A 22,310-nucleotide genomic window follows, 5' to 3' on the forward strand; every position below is an offset into this window, starting at 1 on the left:
GGAACAACTATGCCCGCCCATGCCCAGAGCTGGGCCGAGCATTGGTTCGACAATGTGACTTACACCAGCCCTGGCAGCTTCGAGGACCAGACGCGCGGCTATGTGACCGCGGGCGGCATGTCGGGTCGGATCGATGTCCATAGTGACTATCTGATGAGCCTCACCATGCCCAAGGTGAAGGCGGGCTGCGGCGGCATCGACATGTTCTTAGGCGGCATGTCCTTTCTCGACCCCGATTACCTCGTCCAGAAGCTCGAGAGCATCCTCCAGGCCGCACCCGCCGTCGCGTTCCAATATCTGCTCGAAACCCTCGATGAGAAGATGGGCAACATCATTTCGAAGATGGAGGCGGCCACGAATTTTCTGAATTCTATCCAGGTCAATGACTGCCGCCTCGCCAACCGGATGGTCCAGATCGCCAGGGGCGATGATAATATGTCGGGGATCATCGAGGAGATGACCGGCTACAAGTCGGTAAAGGAAGGCTACGCCAAAAGCTATCAGCAGAGCCGCGAGAAGATCCAGGCGAACGGGAACAGCCCGACCGAGGATCTGAAGGATGCGCTCGCCAACTGCCCGACTGAAGTCACCGACATCTTCCGCACCGGATCGCTTCTCTCCCATGCCGCCTCCCGCGTCGGCGCCGCCGATTGGGCGAGCGTCATGCGCGCGCGGGTGGGCGACGTCTATATGCGCTGGGACGCGACCGACAAGGTGCCGATCTTCTCGGCCATCCCCGCCTGCGCCGGACAGGACACCGAATCTTCGGACGATTTTCTCAGCGGTCGGGTCATGCGCCGCGCCCTCAACATGCCGGCCACCGCCGCCGATTGCACGCAGGACGGCACCAAAGGCGCGCTGGCCCTAACCCGCGAGCGCATGACCTCGATCGCGGAGAAGATCAGGACGCGCGCCGCGCTTTCGGCCGAAGAGAAGCAGTTCGTCGCGAATGTACGGACCCTGCCGGTCTATCGGATGCTCGAATGGGGCGTGCGCCAGGATGTGGTCGACTCCGTCATTGGTGATACCGATGAACTGGTCGCGCTGACCCTTGCCTATCAGATGCTGAACGACCTCACCCGCAGCATCGATTTTGCCATCTCCAATGCCGAGCGCGGGACAAATGCAGCAGGCGCCGCCGACGGGACGAGCGCCAACATCTGTCAGACGCGGATCCTCACCAAGGGCATCGAGCAGCTGCGCGACCTCCGGGAGGAGGTGCTGCGCCAACGGGCACAGATGCGGCAATCCTATATGGCGGCGCTTTCCCAGGCGAACCTTTCGACCGGCTATGCCGGCCTCATCCGCCAGCGCGATCGGGACGCGCGCGACGCCGCCGGCACGGCTGCCAGCCGCAGCCGCTAAAGGATAAGACGCTATGCGCCGCATCTCCCGCTTGCCCGCACTGTTGGGCGGTTTCGCCAGCCTGTTGGTTACCTCGCCTGCTCTCGCGCTGGAGACGAGCTTTCACACCTATGACGGCTTTGCCGAGACGGTGGATGCGTTCCGGCTCGTCTCAATGATCTTCGCCGATCCGCGCTATGAAACGCTGGTGCTGATCATCGCGGTCGTCGGGATGGCGCTGGGCGCGGTGCTCGCCATGATCCGTGGCACCGGCATGGGTCTGGTCGCCTTTGGCCTGCAGATGCTGGTCGGCATCGGCATGTTCGTCGGCCTCGTTGCGACGACGGGCACCGTCCATGTCTACGACCGGGTGCGCAACGCCTATCAGCCGGTTGGCGACGTCCCCAATCTCATAGTTCTGGTGGCGGGCGTCACCAACATGATGGGACGGGCGCTCGCCGAGACGATCGACGACAATACGCTCGACCCGCATGCCAAGCTCGAGTTCGGCGCGGGCGGCCATGCCTTCGACCTGTTCCTCAATGCCGTCAGCCCGCGCGGACCGATGACCGACGCGTTTCTCGATGCGACGATCAAGGATTATGTCCGCCAATGCTATCCGGTCGCCCGCGTCTCGCCGGCCTATGGCATCGATGACGACCAGCTCTTCCGCACCAGCACCGACCTCCCCGCATCCTTCGCCGCCATGGCGGGGCCTTCAACGTTCAGCACGGTCTTCACCGCCTCGGACAAGGGCGGCACGACGGTCAGTTGCAACGAGGCCTGGGCGCATATCGGGGACCGGCTCTCCGACCCGGCGATCTTCGAGGGCTATTCCACCCAGGTCTGCCAACGCACTGGCTATGACATCGCCAAGGCGGATCAACTCGCGCGTTGCCGCAGCAATCTGGCTGAGATGGGTGACATGATGCTGGGGACGCCGCTTACCGCTCAGGCCTTCTTCACCAACATCCTGCTCGGAAACAGTGTGGGCGATGTGCTGTTCGAGGACAGCCCGGCGACTGCAGCCCGCGTCATGGCCAACCGCGCGGTGGTGGCGGGTGGCCTTGCCACCATGTCGACCGCCAATGACTGGATGCCAACGATCCGGGCCACGGTGTTCGGAATCATGCTCTTCATGATGCCGATCGCACTGTTGTTCATCCTCACCCCCATCAATCTGCGGGTTGCAAGCTTTGCGCTGGGTCTCTTCGTGTTCGTAGCGCTCTGGGGCGGTATCGACGCTGGCATCTACCAACTGACCCTTGGTCGCGCGATGGCGGTCCTTGCCGAGATGCGCTCCAACCATGTGGCAGCCACGACCTGGATGCTCGCTCCCTCCTCGGCGATGAAAGCGCTCGCCATCTTTGGGAGCTTCCGCACGGCCGCCGCCGGCCTTGCCGGAGCCTTCGTGTTCACGGTGTTCCGCTTCTCGGGCAATGTCTTCTCCTCTTTCACCGGCGGTTCGCTTGGCGTCCAGGCCCAAGGATCAGCCGCCGCTGCCGGGGTCTCGACCTCCGAAGGTTTTGCCTCGGCTCTGGAGGCACAGGCCTCGGCCATGGGCACAGGCTCCCGCCGCACCGCCGCTTCAGGCTTCGGGGATTTCGGAGAGCGCTCGACCTTCGGCACCAACCGGAGTTTCGGTGCAGCAGGCGCTGTTGGTGCGGCCCATGGCGGCGGGGCGCCCGGCAGCGCGGCCATGGGCCTCGGAAACACCGACGCCGCACGAGAACTGGGCAGCCTTGCGCCCGCACTACATGGGCGAGACCTCAATGATCCGGCCACGGCGAATGCTGTGCGCGCGGCGGCGGCAACCGGCGCGATCCACAACTTTGCCGAAAAGGACGCACTGCGGAGCCTTGGCACCAGCTATTTCGGGTCGGGCGAAGCGGGCGAGAAGGCATTCGGAGCCTTCACCCAAGGGTTGGTCCAATGGCGGGCGTTCGGCGACACTCGCGCTTATGGCATGATGATGCAGGCGGCGACGCGGCATTTTGAGCGCGGGGGTTATTCACCGCAGGACGCGGCGCTGAAGGCGAGCGGAGTTATCGCCGAGGCGAGCGCCGATCCGACTTTCGCCAAGCTCATCGCCAACAGCTATGCGCAGGAGGAAATGCTGCTCAACGACCTGACCTCCGCGCAGGTGCAGGTCGGCGCCATGGAGGGCCGTCGGGATTATGCCGGCGATCGGGTCGGCCAAGTGGAACGGGGCAATGTTGCCACCGAGCAGGCCCATCGCACCGGCGGGAACCAGGGCCAGCGCAACGCCGCCGCGATGCTCGGCATTCCCGTCGATGAAATGAGCCGCCGCATCTCCTTCATCAACGCCCTCTCTGGCGAAGCGCGCTCCTCCGCCATCACCCAACTTTCCCGCGCAACTGGCCGCAATGAGGCTCAGGTGACCCAAGCCCTCGAAACCTACAGGGCAGCGAGCGATCTTGGCACGGCGGACGGGGCAACGGCTGAAGCGGCGCGCGAAGGCACCAGTGTTTATGGGCGGACCCGGGAAGCCGCTGGCTACGACTTTGCCGAGCGGTCGGGAAAGCTCGACGCGCAGCAAGAGGTCGGGCACGACGGCACCCGCAGCGCCGCCCGGATCGGCGAGCAGCGGCGGCAGTCGGAGAATTTTGGTTTTGCGCAAGGCGCCGAGGCCGCCGGTATGTCCACGCGCGAGGCGGCCCGCCTCGACAGCTTCATCCGGACCCTGGCCGATACGAGTGGCAACCAGCTCGACATGGCGGAAGGCGGTGCCGACGGCATCGCTGATCGGGCGCGAAACGCCAAGATGACCAGCATCGTCGAGCGCGAGCGTCTGTCACGCATGCAGGGGCTGCTCCGGGCCAACGGCATTGAGATGAGCAAGCGCCAGATCGCCATGGACCAGAATGGCGATTTCAGGATGAACCTCACCCCGGCAACCGCCGCGCAGATGTGGCAAGCCGGACTTCTCAACGAAAGCCAACTCGGCGCGGTCGCCAATGGCGGTCATGCCCGCTTCAGCCTTGCCCATAATGACCTGCTGGTCTCCAGCAGCGCGGGTTTCGAGATATCGGCGCGCAATGACACCAGCACGCGGTTCGAGGCTGGCAAGCAGGCCGGGCCCGACACGATCGAGCATTTCATGGGCGGCGGTGCCGAAGGTCGCGCCGCCATGGCGAACTGGCTCAAGGGTGGGTTCGAGATGGACCGGAAAGGCAATTGGCGGTTGAAGCCCCAGGTCGCGGACACGCTACAGCGCGATGTGCAGGCTATTATAGCGCAGACGGGGTGGGAACGCTCGATCGGCCGCACCGCGCAGGACCAAAACGCATTTTCAATTGGAGTAAAAGGCGAGATCGGTGGAGGTACTGGTACGCACGCGGGTCGGATGACAAAGTCCAACAGTGGCGCGTCATTTGGCCGCATGTCGGGATCTCTAGGTATTTCCAGTCAAGAAGGTGGCTCGACTAACGAGACCGCAAACGCGCAGCTCAACATTGTAAACTATGATGTCCGACAAGCGTTGGCCAATTCAGAACAATCGGCGGCAAGAACCATCAATCCAGCTGAGGCATTCGCCAACCGATTGTCAGAGGAAATTCTCGGCTCGAATGGACTCAGAAACCGATATATTGGTCAGACCGACAGCGCGCGCGGAACCGCTGATCTAACCGCCCCTCTGACCTCGATCGAGCAGAGTTCGCTACTGAGCAGCGGACGGTTTTCGACCGATCTAAGGTCGGGGCCGTTCGACGGCGATCCGGATTTCAAGAAGGGTGCCGATTGATGTAGCCGGGGTTCAGCGGGTTCAGAGGGCTGCCGATCCAAAGCGCCCCGGACGCTGGGTCGAGTGGATCAAATTCACGAAGCATCCCGGATGGGCCGTATTTGTTGCGATCCCAAAAATCATGCCCGTCGATCTCACCGTCCTCTTGGGTTGGCAACGACGCCAACCACTGTCGAAGGAACCCAAACGAGAGGACGAGCGCCATAATTGGCGGAAAGAACAAGACGTTTAAAAATCCACCGGCAGCCGAATGATAAACTTCTGCCAAAGCATCCGGCATGAGGGCAGCAAGCATGCCCAGCCAATAGACTGGCACGCCACTCCACCAGAGCTTCGCGTACCAGGGTCGCCAAAGCCAATCCCTGAGACGAAGTTCGTCGAGGTTCCGATCCGCATCACTGGGCTCAATGGTTGCAGCCATCATCAATTCCTCTTTGCCGAACTTACCATCTTAGAGCCCCGCAGAAAATAGCTAACCCTTGGAAATCAGGAAGTTTCGACATCCTCTCATCTGATTCACCGAGAGCCGTTCATTTCTACCCCCTGCTACCCGTCGCGCCCTCCCCCTTCCCTCCCACGATCCCCATTATCTCGGGTGCAGTTTTCAATCTCACAGAATGCCGTAGCCACGAGATAAATCGACCAAATCCATTGATTTTCCGGCGGTTCGGCGGAATCGTTTTGTTTGGCCGGCAGACCTCATTCAAGAGGTTGATTGATGCCTAAAAAAGTTTCGATGCCCCCGGATACCCCGGAGTTCGTCACATCTTCTGCGAAGGATCGTCGCATTGATACCCTCTGGCGCATTGCCATGGTTGCTCAACGGACTGGTCTCTCACGCGCAACAATTTACAGATTGGAAGCGGCGGGCAACTTCCCCAGTCGGCAGCAGATCAGTCCAAGGTGCGTTGGATGGTATGGCAGCGACATCGAGGATTTTATAGCAAACCCAAATGCCTTCATGCGCTCGGTAAAAAGGAAATCCCCGCGGCGATGATGGTCCGCGACATGGAGAATTCCCTACTCGTTGCCGTCGGCCAATCTAGGCAACGGATGGTATCTCAGCCTCATTCGTCAGTCCGGCTGGATCATGTGCCGTCGAGACATTACCGCGTATTGACATTGTCAATACAGAGTTGCATATTGAAAGCTTAAAGGAAAGCTTGGAACTATGGCACAGACCGCACAACCTCATTCTACCCGCCGTACTCCAGCGCCCAAGAATGATGTCATTCAGATTCGTGCCTCTGCAAGCATGAAAGCCATCCTCACCCGCGCTGCGTCTTTACGTGGTCAGAAGCTCTCCGAGTTCATGCTCGACAGCGCACGCCGGGAAGCCGAAGATGCGATCCTGGACCAGCGCACGTTCTTCCTGGACGCAGAGCAGCACGAGCAGTTCCTGGCAACGCTCGATTCTCCCCCGGTGCCGTCAGAGCAGCTAAAGAAGCTGATGCAGCGGAAGCCGTCCTGGGAACGTTGACGGTCGGTTCGCGAGCGATCCATGGCAGAAATTAGCGTCACCGCGCCGGAGCGTCTGGCTGCTCAACATGAAGTCAACGACTTTACAAATGGCGTGCATGGATCGCTCGATGCATGGTTGCATGATCGGGCGCTCGCAAGCGAGGGCAATTCGGCGCGTACCTATGTGGTGTGTGACGCAGCACAGCGCCAAAGGGTTGTCGGCTTTTATACGATTACCACTGCGATGGAGCAGCGCGTGGCCCTGCCATCCGCAAAGCTGCGCCGCGGAATGCCCGAGCAAGTCCCGCTGCTACTGATTGCCCGGCTCGCTGTCGATGCGGGGTTTCAGGGTATTGGGCTGGGCGCCGACCTGTTGGCAGATGCACTCTGCCGGTGCGCGGCAGCATCGGAAATCGTTGGTGCGAGAGCCGTGGTCGTTCATGCGATCGATGAAAAGGCGGTCGCATTCTACGCTCGACATGGTTTCATAGCTTCGCCTTTAGGCGAACTGGTTCTGCTGTTGCCCATGGAATCGGTCAGGGCGCTATTAGATGAAAAAGCCGTCAGCTAGCCAGATCGCGAGAACCTGAGGCAAATAGTTGTCGTTTGCGCTCACCGCGAATTAATGATCTAGGTCAGAAATATTGTGATTTCACATTATTCGATATCGCGACAGGTAGTTGGATGAGCAGCGTAGCGATACAGGTTCTGACAACAATTAACGCTCCATACGGGACGGATCTTTCTGCGAATGAGTTGGCCAACCTTCTCACCGATGTAGAAAGCGCGAACACCTTCAACGCTCTCGTGTTTTCATTCTTTTCCGAGGTGCCTTATGGCATTCAAAGGGAGTTTCTCACCGAGATGGGTATCGATGCTTTGGCGGCCCGGAAGGTTGCCGATCAGTTTTCGAGGCTTTCGGGCTGTGCATTACCTCTCGCGACATAATGTTTGTTGGAAATGGATTCCCACAAACGCAACGCCCTTTTTATGGCAAATCATCGCTTGAACCTAATGGACAGAACCGACTGGCCTAACGCCGGGCCGGCCTGAACTAGATGACGTTTGGCCCAGTCGGCGCGTTTTCCCAGCGTGAGAGCAGCTTGCCCTTGGCCATTTTCGTGTTCACCCAGGCGAGCAGGTTTTTCAGCCCGTCGCCGATCAGATCGGCCCAGGCCTGCAGCATCTCCCGCCGCGGCTTGAGGTAGCGTGCGCGGTTATAGGCCCACTCCGATGCCGATATGCCTTTGGCCACATGCGACAAAACAAGATCGATGATCATGCGATCGCGGTCGCGCTCGAGTTCCGCACGCCGACATTATGTCAGACATTCCTATCCCCTTCGATCCGCTTCAGGCAAATCGAAGGGGATGGGAGCCGCACTAGCCGCACTTAGCGCGGTAGTCCTTCCGTATACCCTCAATAAACGCCGAGATGCAGCCACTTTTCATTTAAGGCCCTTGGCCATATTAAGGTGGCCCGTTACGACAGGGATAAGCTTAGCCGCAAACTCTTTCAAAGAGGGCACATCTCCGCTGGCCGAATAAACCTTGAGCTTGTCCAGGGTCTCCTGATGCGCCTTGGTTTGCGCCTCGATATAAGCAGCATCGAAGTCCGCACCCTTTTTGCCCTTGAGCATATCGAGGGTCCGCTGCTGATCGTCGGTCAAAAGCGGCTTGGGAATGATTGCCGGAGATGCGGCGCTCGCGGCTTGACCTAGCTTTTCCGTTGAGTCGGTGTGCGCCTTTATCATGGATGTGGCAAATTTCTTGACGGACGCCGACTGACTGTTGGCCTGCGCCAGCTCCGAACTTTCGATTTCGAATGTATCGCTTGCGGCTGCCGCGTTGGCGAATTTTTGGCCCGCGCTTTCCACAACCGGCGTCTGTTCGCCGGTATCGACGCTGTTTATAGACGCGGCGGCTGTGTCGTTGGATGTGTTCTCGGTCTTTTTGCCACAACCTGAGAGTGTCAGGGCTGCCACTGAAATTGCAACCATCGCAAACTGCGTTTTCATCAATCGTCTCCCGGATCACCATTTTCCGAAGTCTCAACCCGCCGCCTTCGAGCTCGTTCCCACTGGACCCTTCTCTGCCCCCCGTCGTTGGTGAAAGTTCAGACACAAGGAGCACAGGCACATGGGCATCTTCAGCAGCATCAAGGACAAGATTTTCGGCCATGATGAGGGCAAGGCGGCAGGCAGCGAGCCCGATCACTCCAGGAAAGTCCAAAATTCCGGCCCGGCCCCAGCCCCTGCTGCGCCGACCGCCTCTCCGTCGGCGGCCTCTGCGGCGCCAGAGGCGTCTACCACCCAACAGACAGATGTGGGCGCAGTCCTATCAGCTATGGCAGACGCCAAGGGCAATGGCGGAAATTATCAAAGTTCGATCGTCGATTTGCTGAAGCTGCTCGATCTTGATTCCAGCCTCGCGGCACGTAAGGAGCTTGCTGACGAACTGGCTGTCAATGAGGGCGCTGCCGGAAGTGCGGAACAGAATATTGCACTCCATCGAGCCGTGATGGCCAAACTTGCCGAAAACGGCGGCGTAGTTCCAGATAGCCTGCGCGGCTGAGGGTTTGGGGGGGCGCGCCATCATTTGCGCGCTCCCATCGACCTAGCTTTGGGCCAACTTCATCGCCTGCGATGGCATGATGGGATCCCCTTTTGCTTCTACTGCCGGCGGACGGCGGCCACCCCTGACCATTTCCTCGATCCACGTGAGCAACAACTGATTATACGCACGCCTACCGCTCTCATCTCGCAGCGAATGATCTGCGCCTTTAAGAATCCGGTAGCTCAGTGAATTGCTGTTTTGAAACGCGGACATGTAAGAACTGATTGTGGCATGCGGCACATACTCGTCATGCTCTGATTCAACAATCAGCACATCGCCCGCGAAACGCTCACAGGCAGCCAGAGCCTTGTCCTCCCGGCCTGTGCGAAACCGGGCCCGATAGGCGTCTATGATGTCACGGTCGAGTTTCGCCTTGGGCACATCCCAATGTTCGTCCGGGTAAAGGGCAGGCACCCGTAGCGCCAACCAGTTCACTGGGCGCGCTGCTGTCAGCAACGCGGCAAGGTAGCCACCATAGCTGGTGCCCACGACAGCGATCGCAGACGGATCGACCTGATCTTGCTTGACAAGGTAATCATAGGCGGCTGTCACGTCTGAAAGGCCATGCGACCTGGTCACGATATTGCGCTCTTCGGCATGCTTGGCGTGGCCCCGCAAATCGAAAGTAAAGCAGATGCAACCAAGCTGAGCGATTTCCTCGGCTCTCACCATGTCCTGCTCGCGCGAACCGCCCCAACCATGAATAAAGAGAATGCCCGGAACCAGTTTGTCTGGCGCCAATAACGTTGCCTCCAAGCTCTCGCCCTCGACATCAAAGGATAGGTCACTGCCTGTCATTCCAGCTCCGTTACATATTTTGTCATCGGTCCTGCAACAGGATCGATACCGCTAAAATAGACGATGCTACCCTCTGGTGCGGCATCGACCTTGCCGTAAACCTCCACCGTCGCGCATGTAATAGCCGATCGGCCAGGATCGCGCGCGAAGGCCTCCAGCGCGGCGATCTCTGCGCCGCTTGCACCACCGGCCCGCCAACTCTGCTCAAGAACCCCAATGCGCCGCTCCCCGTAGGACGTGATGCCGGCGGCGACATCGTAATTGCGGCGAGATGCCATTAAATCCGGATAGAATTGGGCGACGATCGCATCGTAAGCGACAGCTTTTTCGATTCCTTGGTGCAGTTCATCAGCCAGGCTAAGGGTCGCAAGTCGCTCGAAGCCTCCCCTGACAACATGAAGCGTGGAGCCTCCATAAACGGTGGTCGCCTGATTGTTCTTTGTGAGACGTTGCGTGCCCCAATAGGAAATTGCCTCTCCAAACAGGCGAGTTGTACCAACACTATAGGTGACGACGTCATCGAGATTCTCCTCGATCACCACCCCGTTGTTTCGAACGGCGTCTTCATTCAGCCGTGCCAGTGCTTCGTCAAGTTCTAGAACCGACCGGACGACGAATTGCCCCAGCCCCGCGGTTGCCTCAACTTCTTTGAGGCGGATCGCCGAATGTTCAAGCATGGCAAGGCCGGCCACCCGCGCCGCTTCCAGACTGAAAGCCGACCAGCCTGAAAGGACATGGGGCGCCAGGACCCGGCCAAGATCGCGGTGCCATCCGACAGGAACAATGTCGTCGTTCTTGAATACCGGATGCGTGATAACTTTGCTTCCTACGAAGGAAAATGGCACGATGCCACCGTAAATCTGGTCCTCAGTTTCGATACCCAATTGTTCGGCAGTGCGGAGGTCGATTGTCGCTGTCGGAATGAACAGCGTGCTCTCCAATGGGCCTGCCCGGCCCATGTCCACTGACGCGCCATCCTCGACAAGAGCAGCATGGCCAAGCCGGGCGATCCTGCTTGCAAGTTCCCGACGAGACGCCCTGTCATGCTCGTTGTTTAAGCTGCTGTCAGGAGCGGAATAGATTTTCACAAGGCGGGTCTGATGCGAGCTAGCCATTGCACCTCACAGGTCTTGGAAGGGCTGCCACAGGACAGTCTTTCCATAACCCTCCTTCCCGAATTTATATCCCCTATTTACGGAAATGGGCCGTAACGAACATAGACCTCAAGTCCAGCTAGTCACGACTTTTCCTGAAATTTGCGCCACCAGGGCATTTCCCCGCGCAAACGACCGTCATCTCCTGCAAAATGCTCCATGATCTCGTGTATATGATCTGCGCAGGCCCGAACCAGAATCCAGGTGGGGTCGCTCTTTTTCTGCGCGGCAAGGTCGCGAAGGAGAGATATTTCCTCTGCCAGCAGCGTCAACGCTTCGATATCATTACGCATATGAATGCTCCGGCCCTTTGGCTCCTCTCATTTTGATTAACTCGACGCTGGAGCGAAATATCCGATCTCAAAGCAAAATCCCCGCATTGGATGGACGGATCATTTATCTTAGCCAGTCATTTCTCTGCAAAGGAGAAAGGCGGTGAACCAGATGCATTGGCCCAGGAAACTGACGATCGTCCGGCATGGTCAAAGCGCCGGGAACGTTGCGCGGGATGCGGCGATGCAAGCCAATATCGGTCGCATAGAGTTGACTGAACGTGACGCTGACGTGCCCTTGAGCGATCTCGGCCGCGATCAAGCTGCTGCGCTGGGCCGATGGTATGCCAATGAGGCCCCGCGTGATCGGCCTGATGTTCTTCTGGCATCACCTTATAGGCGCGCTTGCCAGACGGCCGATCTTTTCCGCGAAGCCGGAGGTTGCCGCGCCGACGTGCCGATTTGCTTCGACGAAAGGCTGCGAGAAAAGGAATTTGGTATCCTCGACGGGCTGACGTCCGTGGGGATAGCCACTGCCGAGCCGCAACAAGCGGAGTTGCGCAGACTGCTTGGCAAATTCTACCATCGCCCGCCAGGAGGAGAAAGCTGGTGCGACGTCATTTTGCGACTGCGCTCAGTCATGGATACGATCGCGCTTCATCATGCGGATCAACATGTGATGATCTTCTCGCATCAAGTGGTCGTGCTATGTCTGCGTTACATCATCGAGGGCATGACCGAGGGCGACATATTGGAGATCGACCGGAAGGGCGACGTAGCCAATTGCGCGATCACAGAATATCTGTTCGATGCGGACAGAGGCAACGAGGGGAGCCTGTTCCTTAACCGATATAATGTCACTGCACCGATTAAACTTGAGGGCAAGTCTGTCACTCGCGCTCCTGACGCAATTGTGGGCGCCCGTGGATGAGCTGGCTTCCACTCGACAGGGGTTGGCTGGTGAGCCACCCGTTGCCTGCCATCGAGCAAGGATCCGACAAAAACAGCAGAGGCCGGGTGCTTATCGTGGGTGGTTCAGAGTTCGTCCCCGGGGCGATTCGCCTGACCGGCGAAGCGGCGCTCCGCGCGGGCGCTGGAAAGCTTCAAATGGCAACTGTGCGATCTGCAGCATTATCGCTAGGGGTGCTCGTCCCGGAGGCCGCTATGATTGCGCTTCCAAGCGACGCAGACGGAGACATCGCGCCTGAGGCCGCCGACATATTGTTGAGCCACATCACTGACTGTGACACCGTAGTTTTGGGACCAGGCATGGGCACTGCGACCGGCCCATGCCAATTTGTGACCGACGTCCTTAGTAAAATGTCGTTTACAGGCACCCTTATTCTCGACGCTGCCGCGCTCGTTGCGCTGCGTGGCTTTGATCCTTGCCGATTGCGGGCAAAAGGAGACATAATCTGTACGCCCCATCATGGGGAAATGGCCGCGCTCACCGGGCGGCCTATTGCAGACATAAAGGCCGCCCCCTCGGCAATAGCCCTTGAAGTGGCATCACGATGGAACGCGGTAATCCTGCTCAAGGGCGAGGTCACCTATATTGCGTCGCCGCAAGGCGACTGTCTCGTCTATCATGGCGATTGCGCAGGGCTCGGAACTGGCGGATCGGGCGATGTCCTCGCCGGCATCATAGGAGGCCTTGCGGCACGAGGTGCGCCTCCACTGGAAGCTGCTGCGTGGGGCGCTTGGCTTCACGGGCAGGCGGGCAATCAACTTACAGAGAAGACCGGCCAAGTCGGCTTTCTTGCACGGGAACTGTTGCCACTTATTCCGTCAATCATGGACAGTAAGGTCAGGAAGCACTGCTAGCCCTAACATTGGCTGCATGTCTAGATGTTCTCTACTTACCCGCATTCCACCTGATAGTACCCACGCCTGACCCAATATCATCAACGCTGCTGGATCCGACCTGTCGTCGCCACACGAAATCCCGGTTTCAGCGAAACAATCATCCCGGATGGGCTTGGGGATTTCATCCTGGGGATCATCACGTCCTTGGCTGCGGGACGGTGCAATAGCACATGTCAGCTTGCCTCAAGCAATACGGTCTTGCAAGACGATGTCCTCACCCAGATCCTACCATGGAATACGTGCACTGATACAATTTCAAGATTTCACGATAGCGTTTCACCTTGATATCATCTGTTCGATTGTTATCATCGCCTGAAGAGCAGCAAGATGAGACAGGCCTTGTGGTAAGTTTCCGAGAAAATGTCGGTCCTTTGGGTCGATCATTTCGGGATAAATGCCTGTTCCATGAGACAAATCATCCTGAAGCTTGGCGAGAACCGCTTGCGCCTGTTCGACATCCCCCAGCAACGCCCGGGCTTCCACCACCCAGAAACTGCAGGCCAGAAAACACCCTTCTTCCTTTTCCGCGCCGGTAAACCGGTAATGGAAGCTTCCAGCTCCTAGCTTGCGATCGATCGCATCCATCGTCTTTCTCAAGCGATCCTTGCCGTCGAAACCAAATCGCACGGCAAGAGCCAACGATGCATCGAGCTTGGTCGTGCCCGGGTAGAAAACATAAGCTCCCACATCGTCAGACCAGCAATTCTGGTCGATCCATTCCTCGATGCGGTCCCGCTCTCGTGACCAACGATCTCGACACGTAGTGGGCAACTGACCTTGGTCCGCCAGTTCGACAGCGCGGTTTAGAGCTTGCCAGCAGCTAATCTTTGACATGGTATAATGTTGCAGTTCGGGAAGTTCCCATATGCCGGAGTCCTTCTGCCTCCAAAGATCAGCACACTGATCCCCAAGCCGGGACAATGTCTGGGCGCTGCGCGTATCGAGAATGTTGCCCGCACGCACGAAGCGCGCTGCGGTCTCGAAAATGTCGCCAAAAATGCCATGTTGATGCTGATTATAGGCGCGATTTCCGACCACGACAGGTCGTGATGCCCTATAGCCTGGAACGTCGACCTCGCTGACGCCGTTCACCTCGCCTCCCGATAGCGCGTAGCATACCCGTGGACCAACCTGGTCTATCTGTTTGAGCAACCATGTGAACGCCGCTTTCGCCTCGGCCTGGGCCCCAATGCTCAGAAAAGCGTTGATCGTATATCCCGCATCCCGCAACCAGGCGAAACGATAATCCCAGTTTTTTCCGCCCCCCATCCGTTCAGGCAATGACGTCGTGGCGGCTGCGGCAATAGCGCCGCTCGGCGAATAAAGGAGAAGTTTGAGCGCCAGGCCATGGCGCAAAATCGCTTCATTGAAAGCTCCCCTTCTCTTGATCCTTTCGGTCCAGCTCCGCCATTCCCGATCCGAGATGTCGAGCCGCTCACTGATTTCATCGATGGAGGGCGCAACCAGCGGCTCATCTTCGCCCGCCACTATGGCGACTAACTCTTGGTTTCCAGCCTCGATGCGCAAGGTTGCCCTCATCTGCCTATCGTCCTGATCCTGAATGACAATCCCGGCGCTGTGGAGAAAGAGGCCCAGAACATGGCCGACATGGAAGACGTCATGTTCACCGATTTTCTGTACATAAGGCGATGCGTGTCCTGCGAGAGCGCTCAGGCAAAGCTGGATATCGAATTCGACAAAGCCATCGATGCCCTCGATGCGACGCGCGAGTTCGCACCAGGGCAGGCGACCCGCTGTGCCGCTGTTGAGTGATTCCACAAGCCTCGCCGAGCCAGTTGGCGTAACGAACAGGGTCTCGAGCACATTGCTCCCCTGACGATAGTTTCGTTCCACACTAAATGGCTCTTTGGGGGATATCGAGAAGTAGCCGCCCTCAACCGGGTCAAGGAGGCGATCAAAAAGCGGAGGCGAATCAAGATTTGGTACACACCACCAGTCGATCGATCCATCCGCGCCAGTCAGGGCAACCGAACGCCCATCACCTAGAGCTCCATAATATTCCAGTTGGAGAAACCCCTCCGTGCTGCGACTGATTTGGCCGGGAGATGTTGCGGTGGAAACGATGCTCTTATTCTCCTTACGGCTATAGCTCATGTCGGCGGTAACGCCCGCACAAGTGCACTGATCCATGTAAATTTGCAGATAAATCTTCGCTGATTGTGCCTATCAGCGCGGAACAAGAGCTGCCTCCTTTCGTAATTTCAGCGTCTTGCGCTCAGCGAAATGGCGCTTTCACTCACATTATAGGAGCATATATGGCAGACCGGCTCAGCATGCAGGATCCGCGGCATCAATATCCGCAGCCGCCCTTCCCCGAGCAACCCCAGCCTGCACCAGGTATCGCAGCCAGCATGAACCCCAAACCTGATCACGGCGAAGAAAGCTACATCGGCGCTGGTAAGCTGAAGGGCCGCAAAGCGCTCATCACCGGCGGAGATTCCGGCATTGGCCGCGCCGCTGCGATAGCCTATGCGCGCGAGGGTGCAGATGTCGCCATCTCCTATCTTCCGGATGAAGAAAATGACGCTCGGGAAGTTATCGCCCTCATTGAAGCAGAGGGCCGTACGGCAATTGCCCTTCCAGGGGATATCACGAGTGAAGAATGGTGTCGCACCCTTGTGGAAAAAACTGTTTCCGGTCTGGGCGGTCTCGACATTCTGGTGATCAATGCGGGACGACAACAATATCATGACAATGTCGGAGCGGTCAGCTCAGAGGATTTTGATAAAACGCTAAAAACCAACCTTTACGCGTTGCATTGGATCGCGCAGGCAGCAGTACCCCATATCCCCGCAGGTGGCGCGGTCATCACGACAGCCTCTGTTCAGGCATATGATCCATCCGACATACTGCTGGACTATGCGACGACGAAGGCGGGTATCGTTGCCTATACCAAGGCTCTTGCAAAGCAGCTTATTGAAAATGGTATCAGGGCGAACGTCGTGGCGCCCGGCCCATTCTGGACTGTGTTGCAGCCAAGTGGCGGACAGCCGCAGGAAAAGGTCAAGAAATTCGGTGAGCAGAGCCAGTTCGGACGGCCCGGACAACCCGTGGAAATCGCGCCTGTCTATGTTCTTCTGGCCTCTCAGGAAGGGAGTTATATCACAGGAGAGGTCTATGGTGTAACCGGCGGCGCCGGCATTGCCTGAAACTGGGCGCAATCGCTGATTTTAAGCTTTTCACACCGCCTTCCCTTCTAAGCGATCGGGGGTGTGGGCGCGCCTGACGGCGCGCCCACACCCCCGATCGCGCAATGCCCAGGCGACCGGCCATCTGCCCCCAAAAAGCTTAACTAATTTATGCGGCGCGAAGGCGCCGACATGCTCGGAACGGACATCCTGCTTATTCTTTGAAATACAGTGGCGTCGCCTTACATCAGCCTGCCTGGCTCAGACGATAAACGACAGCAAGATTTGCGCGCTTGCAGAAAAAAATGATTGAGCGTCAGGCTCCGAACGTCAAGCCATGCGTTACCGAGAAAACCGCTGAAGGAGTAGATCGATGACGATGACGATCAAAGACTTATCGCGCAAGATGAAGGAAATCGACTTCGCAATGCTCGCTACTCACACCGTAGGCGGACAAATCGGGGCGCGCCCGATGAGCAATAATCGCGAGGTGGATTATGATGGCGACGCCTGGTTCTTCACCGATGATAGTGCGCTCATGGTGAATGACATCCAAGCCAATCCCGATGTAAACCTTAGCTATCAAGGATCATCCGGGCTCTTTGGCCAACAGCCTTTCTTTCTCGCCGTTGAGGGGACTGCCTCCCTCATAAAAGACAAGACAGCATTCGAAGCGCACTGGACCAAAGGTCTGGAGCGCTGGTGGCCCGAAGGCATCGACACAGCCGGCCTTTTGCTAATCAGGGTATCGGGCAAGCGCGCCCACTATTGGGATGGCGAGGACGAGGGCGAGCTGGCGCTCGGCACACGGGCATGAATGAGCATCCTTCCCCTCGTCGAATGGCCAAGGCAGGTCTGGCCGTTGCCACCATTGTCATCGCTGTGATCATCATCATATTCTTGGCGCGGAATATTTGGCACAGTGAGGAATTGAAGGATGAGCAAATGACGGGAAACAACGTCGCTACAGAGCACACCGGCCCCTCTTACGACTAACAGCCCCTGACGAAATGGGGCTCGGCTTTTCCCAGGGTCGGTGTAGCCGAGCCCTCTCGTTTACGTAAGCAACCTGCAGCTTCTAGACAAAGCGGGTTTGGGTCTGAGGGATGGTCGTTGATATGCCAGCGCCGGCATGAAGACGAATTTCAGATCGACATCCGCAGGCAGCTCTCAGTTGAATAGGCCGCCTTTTTGACAATCCATCACTGCGAGCCATGCAGGCGGCGGGCTCAACGGTTGAGGTAGCGCTCTGCCCCGATTATCGCGCGCCCGGATTCCTTTTTTTCCGCTGAAACAATGGCGGTCACTGGGCGTTCGCATCTGAACAACCACTTGCAGGATCCAGGCATGAAAACACCCCAACGCAGGCTCTTGGAAAAAGCGGGCGTCGTGAAACCGAGTGATAGCTCTTCGCAAGCGGCTATGAAGATGTCGCTCGCAGAGACGGCCGGTCGCGCGGCTGTGACAGCAACGGTAACATTTGCCGTGGGATGGATCCTAAAAAAGATGTTTGAGAAAAATGTGAAGGAAGCTGCTCTTCAAAGCCCGCCGCGATCAAAGGCGTCCAGTGCTGCGCACACAGCGCCTGGAACCTACAGGTCGCCGGGCATCAAGTCCCCGCCAAGAAGCCAAGACGACAAAAGCTGAGGCTCTGTCACCGCTATCGTGTGAGCCACGCGTCTGCCTTGACCTGCCCCCACCGAGTGGACCGATTGGTTTGTTAGTGGATTAATCCCATCGCCGCCATATCCGGACGGAGGTGGAGCGAAGCGGAACCGGAGGCCGGATATGGCGGTGTTGCCGTTTCTGGTGCCGGTGGTCGGTATCCAAGGCTGCTGTGCGGGCGAACGGTGTTGTAATGCCGCCGCCATGCCTCGATCAGCACCTTGGCCTCCGCGAGGCTGTAGAAAATCTCGCCGTTGAGCAGTTCGTCGCGAAGCGACCCGTTGAAGCTTTCGTTATAGCCATTCTCCCATGGTGATCCCGGCGTGATGTAGAGTGTCTTCACGCCGATCTGGCCCAGCCATTTCTGGACGGCGGTCGCAATAAATTCGCTGCCATTATCGGACCGTATATGTGCAGGCGGACCGCGCGAGACGAACAGGTCGGCCAAGGCAGCCAGAACATCCTCATGCTTGAGCTGCCGTGCAACGATGAGCGCCAGGCATTCCCTGCTGGCCTCGTCGATGATCGTGAGGATGCGGAACTTGCGGCCATCATGCGTCCGCCCCTCGACGAAATCGTAGGCCCAGACATGTCCCGGATATTCGGGTCGTAGCCGGATGCATGAACCGTCATTGAGCCACAAGCGTCCCCGCTTTGACTGGCGCGGCGGAACCTTCAGCCCCTCACGCCGCCAGATCCGCTCAACCCGTTTATGGTTCACCGTCCATCCTGCATGACACAGTAATGCCGTCACCCGGCGATAGCCATAACGACCATATTGCTTCGCCAAAGCGACGATATCCTCTGTCAGTGCCTGTTCGTCATCCGCCCCGCGCGGCACCTTGCGCTGTGTCGATCGATGCTGACCCAGCACCCGGCATATCCGTCGCTCGGACACCGGAAGCTCTCGTCGTAAATGATCGATGCAGCGCCGCCGCCGCGCAGGGCTCAGAAGTTTCCCTTGGCAGCCTCCTGCAGGATCAGCTTGTCCAGCGTCAGGTCCGAAATCGCCCGGCGAAGACGCTGGTTCTCTTTCTCCAGATCCTTCATCCGCCGCGCTTGGTCGGTCTTCAGCCCGCCATATTCCTTGCGCCAGCGATAATAAGTCTGCTCGCTGACCCCGATCCGACGGCATGCTTCGGCGGTCGAAGTCCCCTGCGCCAGCACAATCTCAACTTCACGCAGCTTGCCGATGATCTCTTCCGGCTTGTGCTTCTTGAATGGCATCTGTCGTCCCTTTCGTGGTCCAGACTATCATAGTCTCTGGGCCACTCAGCAGGGGGCAGATCAGCCTCGGCGTTGTCTTCGAAAAATTTCACTTCGCCGCGATGTAAGCCCCTGCGCCTGGAGAAGGACCAGGGTCGAACTGCAGACAAACGCGAAACGTCGCGATCGAACATCTGGTAAAGCAAGAAGTGCAGAAAAGGCGCTTACAACCGACTGAGCCTGGATATATATTCGCCTGATATCCACTAGCGTCAGATGGCCTGGAGCGTCGACCTCCGCCCGCTTTGAGCGTTATTCGCCAGTAAAGTGTTCTACGCCGTCTTCGCTGAAAAAGCCTGCCATTTAATCCGGATTAGATTAAGTCGCGCGCCGGCGAGAGAATTGAATGTGGCTTCCATCATCATTTCCTAGCCGTTACTGATCTAGCTCAACGTGAGTTCAAAGCTAGGGTCACACCCTCACCTCTCAGTGCAGCTTTGGTTAATAGATAGGTTTGGTCTTCGGGGCTCATATTGTGACCGATGTGGCGTTCTTAAGTCGTTTGCCTGTCCCTGAGTTGTGTCCACGCTGTTACGAGTAGCGCCTCACGATGTCAGACGCAGATTCGGACCGGCACGGACTTAGCCGCCGGGACGTGGCTCTCCTGTGCATGATGTTCCAGCGGCATGAGCACATTTGCCTCAGGGTAATAGGCCCCGAGGCATCCAGACGGGATCTCATAGGGCGTCACTATAAGTCCATCCCGCCGGCGCTCGCGACCATCATTCGCGTCACTTGCAAGCGCCACGATCTGGCCAGCGACCAGGCCTTCACTTTCCATGTCAGCAGGGTTGATGAAAAGCACGTCGCGGGTGCCTTTTACGCCCCTGAAACGATCATGGTATCCATATATGGTGGTATTAAACTGATCGTTTGAGCGGAGTGTCATCAGACGAAAGCGGTGGGGTAGATCGGAAAAACCAGTCGCGCAAAGACCCGTTGGCACTTGAAAATGGGCTTTTTTGCTGGGCGTCATCCAGATGCGTTCTGATGCCTTATTCCCTTTCCAAAAGCCGCCCGGCGTGAAGAGGCGCGCCTCATAATCCTGGAAGATTTCAGGATAGGTGGCCTCGATCGCGGCCCGGATGCGGCTATAATCTGCTACCCAACTATCCCAGTCGAGATGCGGGTTGGGCGGCGTTATGCGTTTGGCGATTTCCGCGACGATGCAAGGTTCGGACAGAAGATGCTGGCTAGCAGGCGTTGCCTTACCCCGTGATCCGTGGATGCAGCTCGTCGAATCTTCGGTCGAAACCGCCTGCGGCCCGCTGGCCTGAACATCCTGCTCAATGCGCCCGAGACATGGGAGCAGAAATGTGTCGGCTCCAGCGAACAGGTGACTACGGTTGAGCTTGGTGGCGACTTGGACGGAAAGGTCGAGCCGCGGCCATGCCGCTTCCATCGCCTCCGTTTCAGGAACCGCGCGCAGGAAATTACCGCCTAGTGCCACCACCGCCTTGACCGAACCATCAATGACGCCGCGGCAGGTGCCTACGGTGTCGAGACCGTTTTCCGTTGGAGGATCGAAACCGTACAACTCCTTGAGTTTCTCGACCGGCGCGAGCTCTGTCTTCTCGGTGATTCCTACGGTCCGCTGTCCTTGAACGTTGGAGTGTCCCCGCACTGGTGTCGGGCCGGCACCGGGCTTGCCGATGTTGCCGCGCAGAAGGAGCAGATTCACCACCATCCGGACATTTTCTACGCCCTTTACATGCTGGGTGAGCCCCATGCCATATACCGCTAGCACCGCCTTTGCCTTGGAATAGACGCGCGCGGCCTGCTCGAGAGCGCCTCGCGACAGTCCGCTTTCTTCCTCGATCTCGGCCCAATCCATCGCTCGGACAGCGTCAGCAAAAAGCTGGAAATCCTCGCAATGCTGGATGATGAAATCATGATCGAGCACAAGGGGATCGCCCGCCGCATGAGCCGCATCGTCCCAGGCTATGATAAATTTCGCGATCCCCGCAATCGCCGCTATATCCCCGCCCGCTCTCACCTGATGATATTGGGTCGAGATGGAAGTCTCGCCGCCTGTCGCCATTTCAATTGGGTTTTGGGGATCGGTGAAGCGCTCAAGTCCCCTCTCCTTCAAGGGATTGAAGGTGATGATCTGGACCCCGCGCTTACGCGCTGCCCGTAGATCATGAAGCATGCGCGGCGCGTTCGAGCCCACATTCTGACCGAAAAAGAAGATCGCGTCGCAGTCCTCGAAGTCCTTGAGCTGGGTCGTGCCCACCGGCACGCCGATCGCTGCCTTGAGACCAACGGACGTCGATTCATGGCACATGTTCGAACTGTCGGGAAGGTTCTGGTTGCCGTACATTCGCGCCATCAGTCCATACATGTAGGAGGCTTCGAGACTGGTGCGCCCAGATGAGTAGAATGCCACAGATTTCGGATCCAGTTGCCGTAGCCTAATACCAATCGCGTCAAACGCCTCTTTCCATCCGCAGGCGATATATTTGTCGGTCGCTACATCGTAGCGTAGAGGATGGGTCAGGCGCCCATGCTGTTCCAGGTCGTAATCGCTCCACCCGCGCAGCTCAGTTAAACTATGGTCGGCAAAGAAGGCAGGCGTGGTACGATGCGTCGTCAGCTCCCAGGCGGTCGCCTTGGCGCCTTCCTCGCAAAACTCCGCGGGATGATGGTCAGCTGGCTTTGGCCAGGCACAGCTCACGCACATGAAACCGTCTGTCTTATTTTGCCGTGCCAGTTCGCGCAGCACTGGGGGCCTAACTCGCTCGCGCGGCAGGATGTCGGCCAGAGACCGAACCGAGCCCCAGCCGCCAGCTGGTCCCTCAAACGGCATAATCTCCGGATGGTCGGCGCGCTGCTTGGTCATGATCATCCTTTGCCTTGGGTCCGCTCGATCTACAGGGGTGGTAGCGCGGCAAACGTATCATGATCGCGAATGTTCAGGGCCAGATGCTGTCGGGTCAAGAAAATGACTGATG

General features: G+C 58.1%; 21 protein-coding genes. 12 read left to right on the forward strand and 9 right to left on the reverse strand.

Annotation, left to right across the window (positions count from 1 at the left end; all coding sequences use genetic code 11):
* Positions 1-9 precede the first annotated feature (9 nt).
* Positions 10-1,365 carry a conjugal transfer protein TraH gene (locus tag ACNHGR_RS05700; protein ID WP_475284581.1) on the forward strand — a complete coding sequence of 452 codons (1,356 nt, stop codon included), beginning with the start codon at positions 10-12 and terminating at the stop codon, positions 1,363-1,365.
* 13 nt (positions 1,366-1,378) lie between these two features.
* Complete coding sequence (locus ACNHGR_RS05705; protein WP_475284583.1) at positions 1,379-5,110, forward strand: conjugal transfer protein TraG N-terminal domain-containing protein; 3,732 nt, start codon at positions 1,379-1,381, stop codon at positions 5,108-5,110.
* Here the strand turns inward: ACNHGR_RS05705 and ACNHGR_RS05710 are convergent.
* Complete coding sequence (locus tag ACNHGR_RS05710) at positions 5,091-5,534, reverse strand: hypothetical protein (protein ID WP_475284585.1); 444 nt, start codon at positions 5,532-5,534, stop codon at positions 5,091-5,093. The two genes, ACNHGR_RS05705 and ACNHGR_RS05710, sit on opposite strands and share 20 nt — an antisense overlap.
* Before the next feature lie 387 nt (positions 5,535-5,921).
* On the opposite strand from ACNHGR_RS05710, the gene ACNHGR_RS05715 reads away from it, so the two are divergent.
* The 4 genes from ACNHGR_RS05715 (at position 5,922) to ACNHGR_RS05730 (ending at position 7,519) form a co-directional block, all read left to right on the forward strand.
* Positions 5,922-6,107, forward strand: a complete 186-nt coding sequence (locus tag ACNHGR_RS05715) for a helix-turn-helix transcriptional regulator (RefSeq protein ID WP_475288333.1) — start codon at positions 5,922-5,924, stop codon at positions 6,105-6,107.
* A gap of 174 nt (positions 6,108-6,281) precedes the next feature.
* Positions 6,282-6,590, forward strand: coding sequence for a type II toxin-antitoxin system TacA family antitoxin (locus tag ACNHGR_RS05720; protein ID WP_475284587.1), 309 nt, complete (start codon positions 6,282-6,284; stop codon positions 6,588-6,590).
* 21 nt (positions 6,591-6,611) lie between these two features.
* The gene (locus ACNHGR_RS05725; protein ID WP_475284589.1) at positions 6,612-7,142 is read left to right on the forward strand and encodes a GNAT family N-acetyltransferase; all 531 of its coding nucleotides are present in this window, start codon (positions 6,612-6,614) and stop codon (positions 7,140-7,142) included.
* A gap of 113 nt (positions 7,143-7,255) precedes the next feature.
* Positions 7,256-7,519, forward strand: a complete 264-nt coding sequence (locus tag ACNHGR_RS05730; protein ID WP_475284591.1) for a hypothetical protein — start codon at positions 7,256-7,258, stop codon at positions 7,517-7,519.
* A 106-nt stretch (positions 7,520-7,625) separates the two neighbouring features.
* Here ACNHGR_RS05730 and ACNHGR_RS05735 read toward each other — a convergent pair whose 3' ends face one another.
* Complete coding sequence (locus tag ACNHGR_RS05735; protein ID WP_475284593.1) at positions 7,626-7,853, reverse strand: hypothetical protein; 228 nt, start codon at positions 7,851-7,853, stop codon at positions 7,626-7,628.
* A gap of 165 nt (positions 7,854-8,018) precedes the next feature.
* Positions 8,019-8,588, reverse strand: coding sequence for a DUF4142 domain-containing protein (locus tag ACNHGR_RS05740; protein WP_475284594.1), 570 nt, complete (start codon positions 8,586-8,588; stop codon positions 8,019-8,021).
* Positions 8,589-8,709: 121 nt separating this feature from the next.
* Between ACNHGR_RS05740 and ACNHGR_RS05745 the strand changes: the two genes are divergently transcribed.
* Positions 8,710-9,144, forward strand: coding sequence for a DUF3597 family protein (locus tag ACNHGR_RS05745; RefSeq protein ID WP_475284596.1), 435 nt, complete (start codon positions 8,710-8,712; stop codon positions 9,142-9,144).
* Positions 9,145-9,186: 42 nt separating this feature from the next.
* On the opposite strand, the gene ACNHGR_RS05750 is transcribed toward ACNHGR_RS05745, so the two are convergent.
* The 3 genes from ACNHGR_RS05750 to ACNHGR_RS05760 all read right to left on the reverse strand — a co-directional run bounded on the left by ACNHGR_RS05750 (position 9,187) and on the right by ACNHGR_RS05760 (position 11,431).
* Positions 9,187-9,984, reverse strand: coding sequence for an alpha/beta hydrolase family protein (locus tag ACNHGR_RS05750; RefSeq protein ID WP_475284597.1), 798 nt, complete (start codon positions 9,982-9,984; stop codon positions 9,187-9,189).
* Positions 9,981-11,072: a DUF3182 family protein gene (locus ACNHGR_RS05755; RefSeq protein WP_475284599.1), complete on the reverse strand. Its 1,092-nt coding sequence runs from the start codon at positions 11,070-11,072 to the stop codon at positions 9,981-9,983. Before ACNHGR_RS05755 ends, ACNHGR_RS05750 begins: the two co-directional genes overlap by 4 nt.
* Before the next feature lie 149 nt (positions 11,073-11,221).
* Complete coding sequence (locus ACNHGR_RS05760; RefSeq protein WP_475284601.1) at positions 11,222-11,431, reverse strand: hypothetical protein; 210 nt, start codon at positions 11,429-11,431, stop codon at positions 11,222-11,224.
* A gap of 151 nt (positions 11,432-11,582) precedes the next feature.
* On the opposite strand from ACNHGR_RS05760, the gene ACNHGR_RS05765 reads away from it, so the two are divergent.
* Positions 11,583-12,341: a histidine phosphatase family protein gene (locus tag ACNHGR_RS05765; RefSeq protein ID WP_475288334.1), complete on the forward strand. Its 759-nt coding sequence runs from the start codon at positions 11,583-11,585 to the stop codon at positions 12,339-12,341.
* 29 nt (positions 12,342-12,370) lie between these two features.
* Positions 12,371-13,234 (forward strand): NAD(P)H-hydrate dehydratase, encoded by an 864-nt coding sequence (locus ACNHGR_RS05770; RefSeq protein ID WP_475284602.1) that lies wholly within the window; start codon positions 12,371-12,373, stop codon positions 13,232-13,234.
* A 318-nt stretch (positions 13,235-13,552) separates the two neighbouring features.
* Here ACNHGR_RS05770 and ACNHGR_RS05775 read toward each other — a convergent pair whose 3' ends face one another.
* Positions 13,553-15,391, reverse strand: a complete 1,839-nt coding sequence (locus ACNHGR_RS05775; RefSeq protein WP_475284604.1) for a glycoside hydrolase family 15 protein — start codon at positions 15,389-15,391, stop codon at positions 13,553-13,555.
* A 161-nt stretch (positions 15,392-15,552) separates the two neighbouring features.
* Here ACNHGR_RS05775 and ACNHGR_RS05780 point away from each other — a divergent pair, with 161 nt between their 5' ends.
* From ACNHGR_RS05780 to ACNHGR_RS05790, 3 genes are all read left to right on the forward strand, one after another.
* Positions 15,553-16,446 carry an SDR family oxidoreductase gene (locus ACNHGR_RS05780; protein ID WP_475284606.1) on the forward strand — a complete coding sequence of 298 codons (894 nt, stop codon included), beginning with the start codon at positions 15,553-15,555 and terminating at the stop codon, positions 16,444-16,446.
* A gap of 352 nt (positions 16,447-16,798) precedes the next feature.
* Positions 16,799-17,242, forward strand: a complete 444-nt coding sequence (locus tag ACNHGR_RS05785) for a pyridoxamine 5'-phosphate oxidase family protein (RefSeq protein WP_475284608.1) — start codon at positions 16,799-16,801, stop codon at positions 17,240-17,242.
* The gene (locus ACNHGR_RS05790) at positions 17,239-17,421 is read left to right on the forward strand and encodes a hypothetical protein (protein WP_475284610.1); all 183 of its coding nucleotides are present in this window, start codon (positions 17,239-17,241) and stop codon (positions 17,419-17,421) included. The genes ACNHGR_RS05785 and ACNHGR_RS05790 overlap by 4 nt, the downstream gene beginning before the upstream one ends.
* Before the next feature lie 724 nt (positions 17,422-18,145).
* Here ACNHGR_RS05790 and ACNHGR_RS05795 read toward each other — a convergent pair.
* Together ACNHGR_RS05795 and ACNHGR_RS05800 are read right to left on the reverse strand one after the other, a co-directional pair.
* Positions 18,146-19,317, reverse strand: a protein-coding gene (locus ACNHGR_RS05795; RefSeq protein WP_475284352.1) for an IS3 family transposase whose coding sequence is annotated in 2 segments (ribosomal slippage) — positions 18,146-19,053 and positions 19,053-19,317 — 1,173 coding nt in all. Because the reading frame shifts where the segments join, the coding sequence is not laid out codon by codon here.
* Between the two features lie 592 nt (positions 19,318-19,909).
* A complete protein-coding gene (locus tag ACNHGR_RS05800; RefSeq protein ID WP_475284611.1) occupies positions 19,910-22,198 on the reverse strand; it encodes an FdhF/YdeP family oxidoreductase in 2,289 nt (762 codons plus the stop codon).
* Between the last annotated feature and the right edge of the window lie 112 nt (positions 22,199-22,310).

The organism is Sphingobium sp. RS1, assembly GCF_056156825.1.

Excerpts from the sequence above, each read along its gene's own strand:
- ACNHGR_RS05700 (WP_475284581.1), top strand. The coding sequence starts at position 10 with ATGCCCGCCCATGCCCAGAGCTGGGCCGAGCATTGGTTCGACAATGTG.
- ACNHGR_RS05705 (WP_475284583.1), top strand. The coding sequence starts at position 1,379 with ATGCGCCGCATCTCCCGCTTGCCCGCACTGTTGGGCGGTTTCGCCAGC.
- ACNHGR_RS05710 (WP_475284585.1), bottom strand. The coding sequence starts at position 5,534 with ATGATGGCTGCAACCATTGAGCCCAGTGATGCGGATCGGAACCTCGAC.
- ACNHGR_RS05715 (WP_475288333.1), top strand. The coding sequence starts at position 5,922 with ATGGTTGCTCAACGGACTGGTCTCTCACGCGCAACAATTTACAGATTG.
- ACNHGR_RS05720 (WP_475284587.1), top strand. The coding sequence starts at position 6,282 with ATGGCACAGACCGCACAACCTCATTCTACCCGCCGTACTCCAGCGCCC.
- ACNHGR_RS05725 (WP_475284589.1), top strand. The coding sequence starts at position 6,612 with ATGGCAGAAATTAGCGTCACCGCGCCGGAGCGTCTGGCTGCTCAACAT.
- ACNHGR_RS05730 (WP_475284591.1), top strand. The coding sequence starts at position 7,256 with ATGAGCAGCGTAGCGATACAGGTTCTGACAACAATTAACGCTCCATAC.
- ACNHGR_RS05735 (WP_475284593.1), bottom strand. The coding sequence starts at position 7,853 with ATGATCATCGATCTTGTTTTGTCGCATGTGGCCAAAGGCATATCGGCA.
- ACNHGR_RS05740 (WP_475284594.1), bottom strand. The coding sequence starts at position 8,588 with ATGAAAACGCAGTTTGCGATGGTTGCAATTTCAGTGGCAGCCCTGACA.
- ACNHGR_RS05745 (WP_475284596.1), top strand. The coding sequence starts at position 8,710 with ATGGGCATCTTCAGCAGCATCAAGGACAAGATTTTCGGCCATGATGAG.
- ACNHGR_RS05750 (WP_475284597.1), bottom strand. The coding sequence starts at position 9,984 with ATGACAGGCAGTGACCTATCCTTTGATGTCGAGGGCGAGAGCTTGGAG.
- ACNHGR_RS05760 (WP_475284601.1), bottom strand. The coding sequence starts at position 11,431 with ATGCGTAATGATATCGAAGCGTTGACGCTGCTGGCAGAGGAAATATCT.
- ACNHGR_RS05765 (WP_475288334.1), top strand. The coding sequence starts at position 11,583 with ATGCATTGGCCCAGGAAACTGACGATCGTCCGGCATGGTCAAAGCGCC.
- ACNHGR_RS05775 (WP_475284604.1), bottom strand. The coding sequence starts at position 15,391 with ATGAGCTATAGCCGTAAGGAGAATAAGAGCATCGTTTCCACCGCAACA.
- ACNHGR_RS05780 (WP_475284606.1), top strand. The coding sequence starts at position 15,553 with ATGGCAGACCGGCTCAGCATGCAGGATCCGCGGCATCAATATCCGCAG.
- ACNHGR_RS05785 (WP_475284608.1), top strand. The coding sequence starts at position 16,799 with ATGACGATGACGATCAAAGACTTATCGCGCAAGATGAAGGAAATCGAC.
- ACNHGR_RS05790 (WP_475284610.1), top strand. The coding sequence starts at position 17,239 with ATGAATGAGCATCCTTCCCCTCGTCGAATGGCCAAGGCAGGTCTGGCC.
- ACNHGR_RS05800 (WP_475284611.1), bottom strand. The coding sequence starts at position 22,198 with ATGACCAAGCAGCGCGCCGACCATCCGGAGATTATGCCGTTTGAGGGA.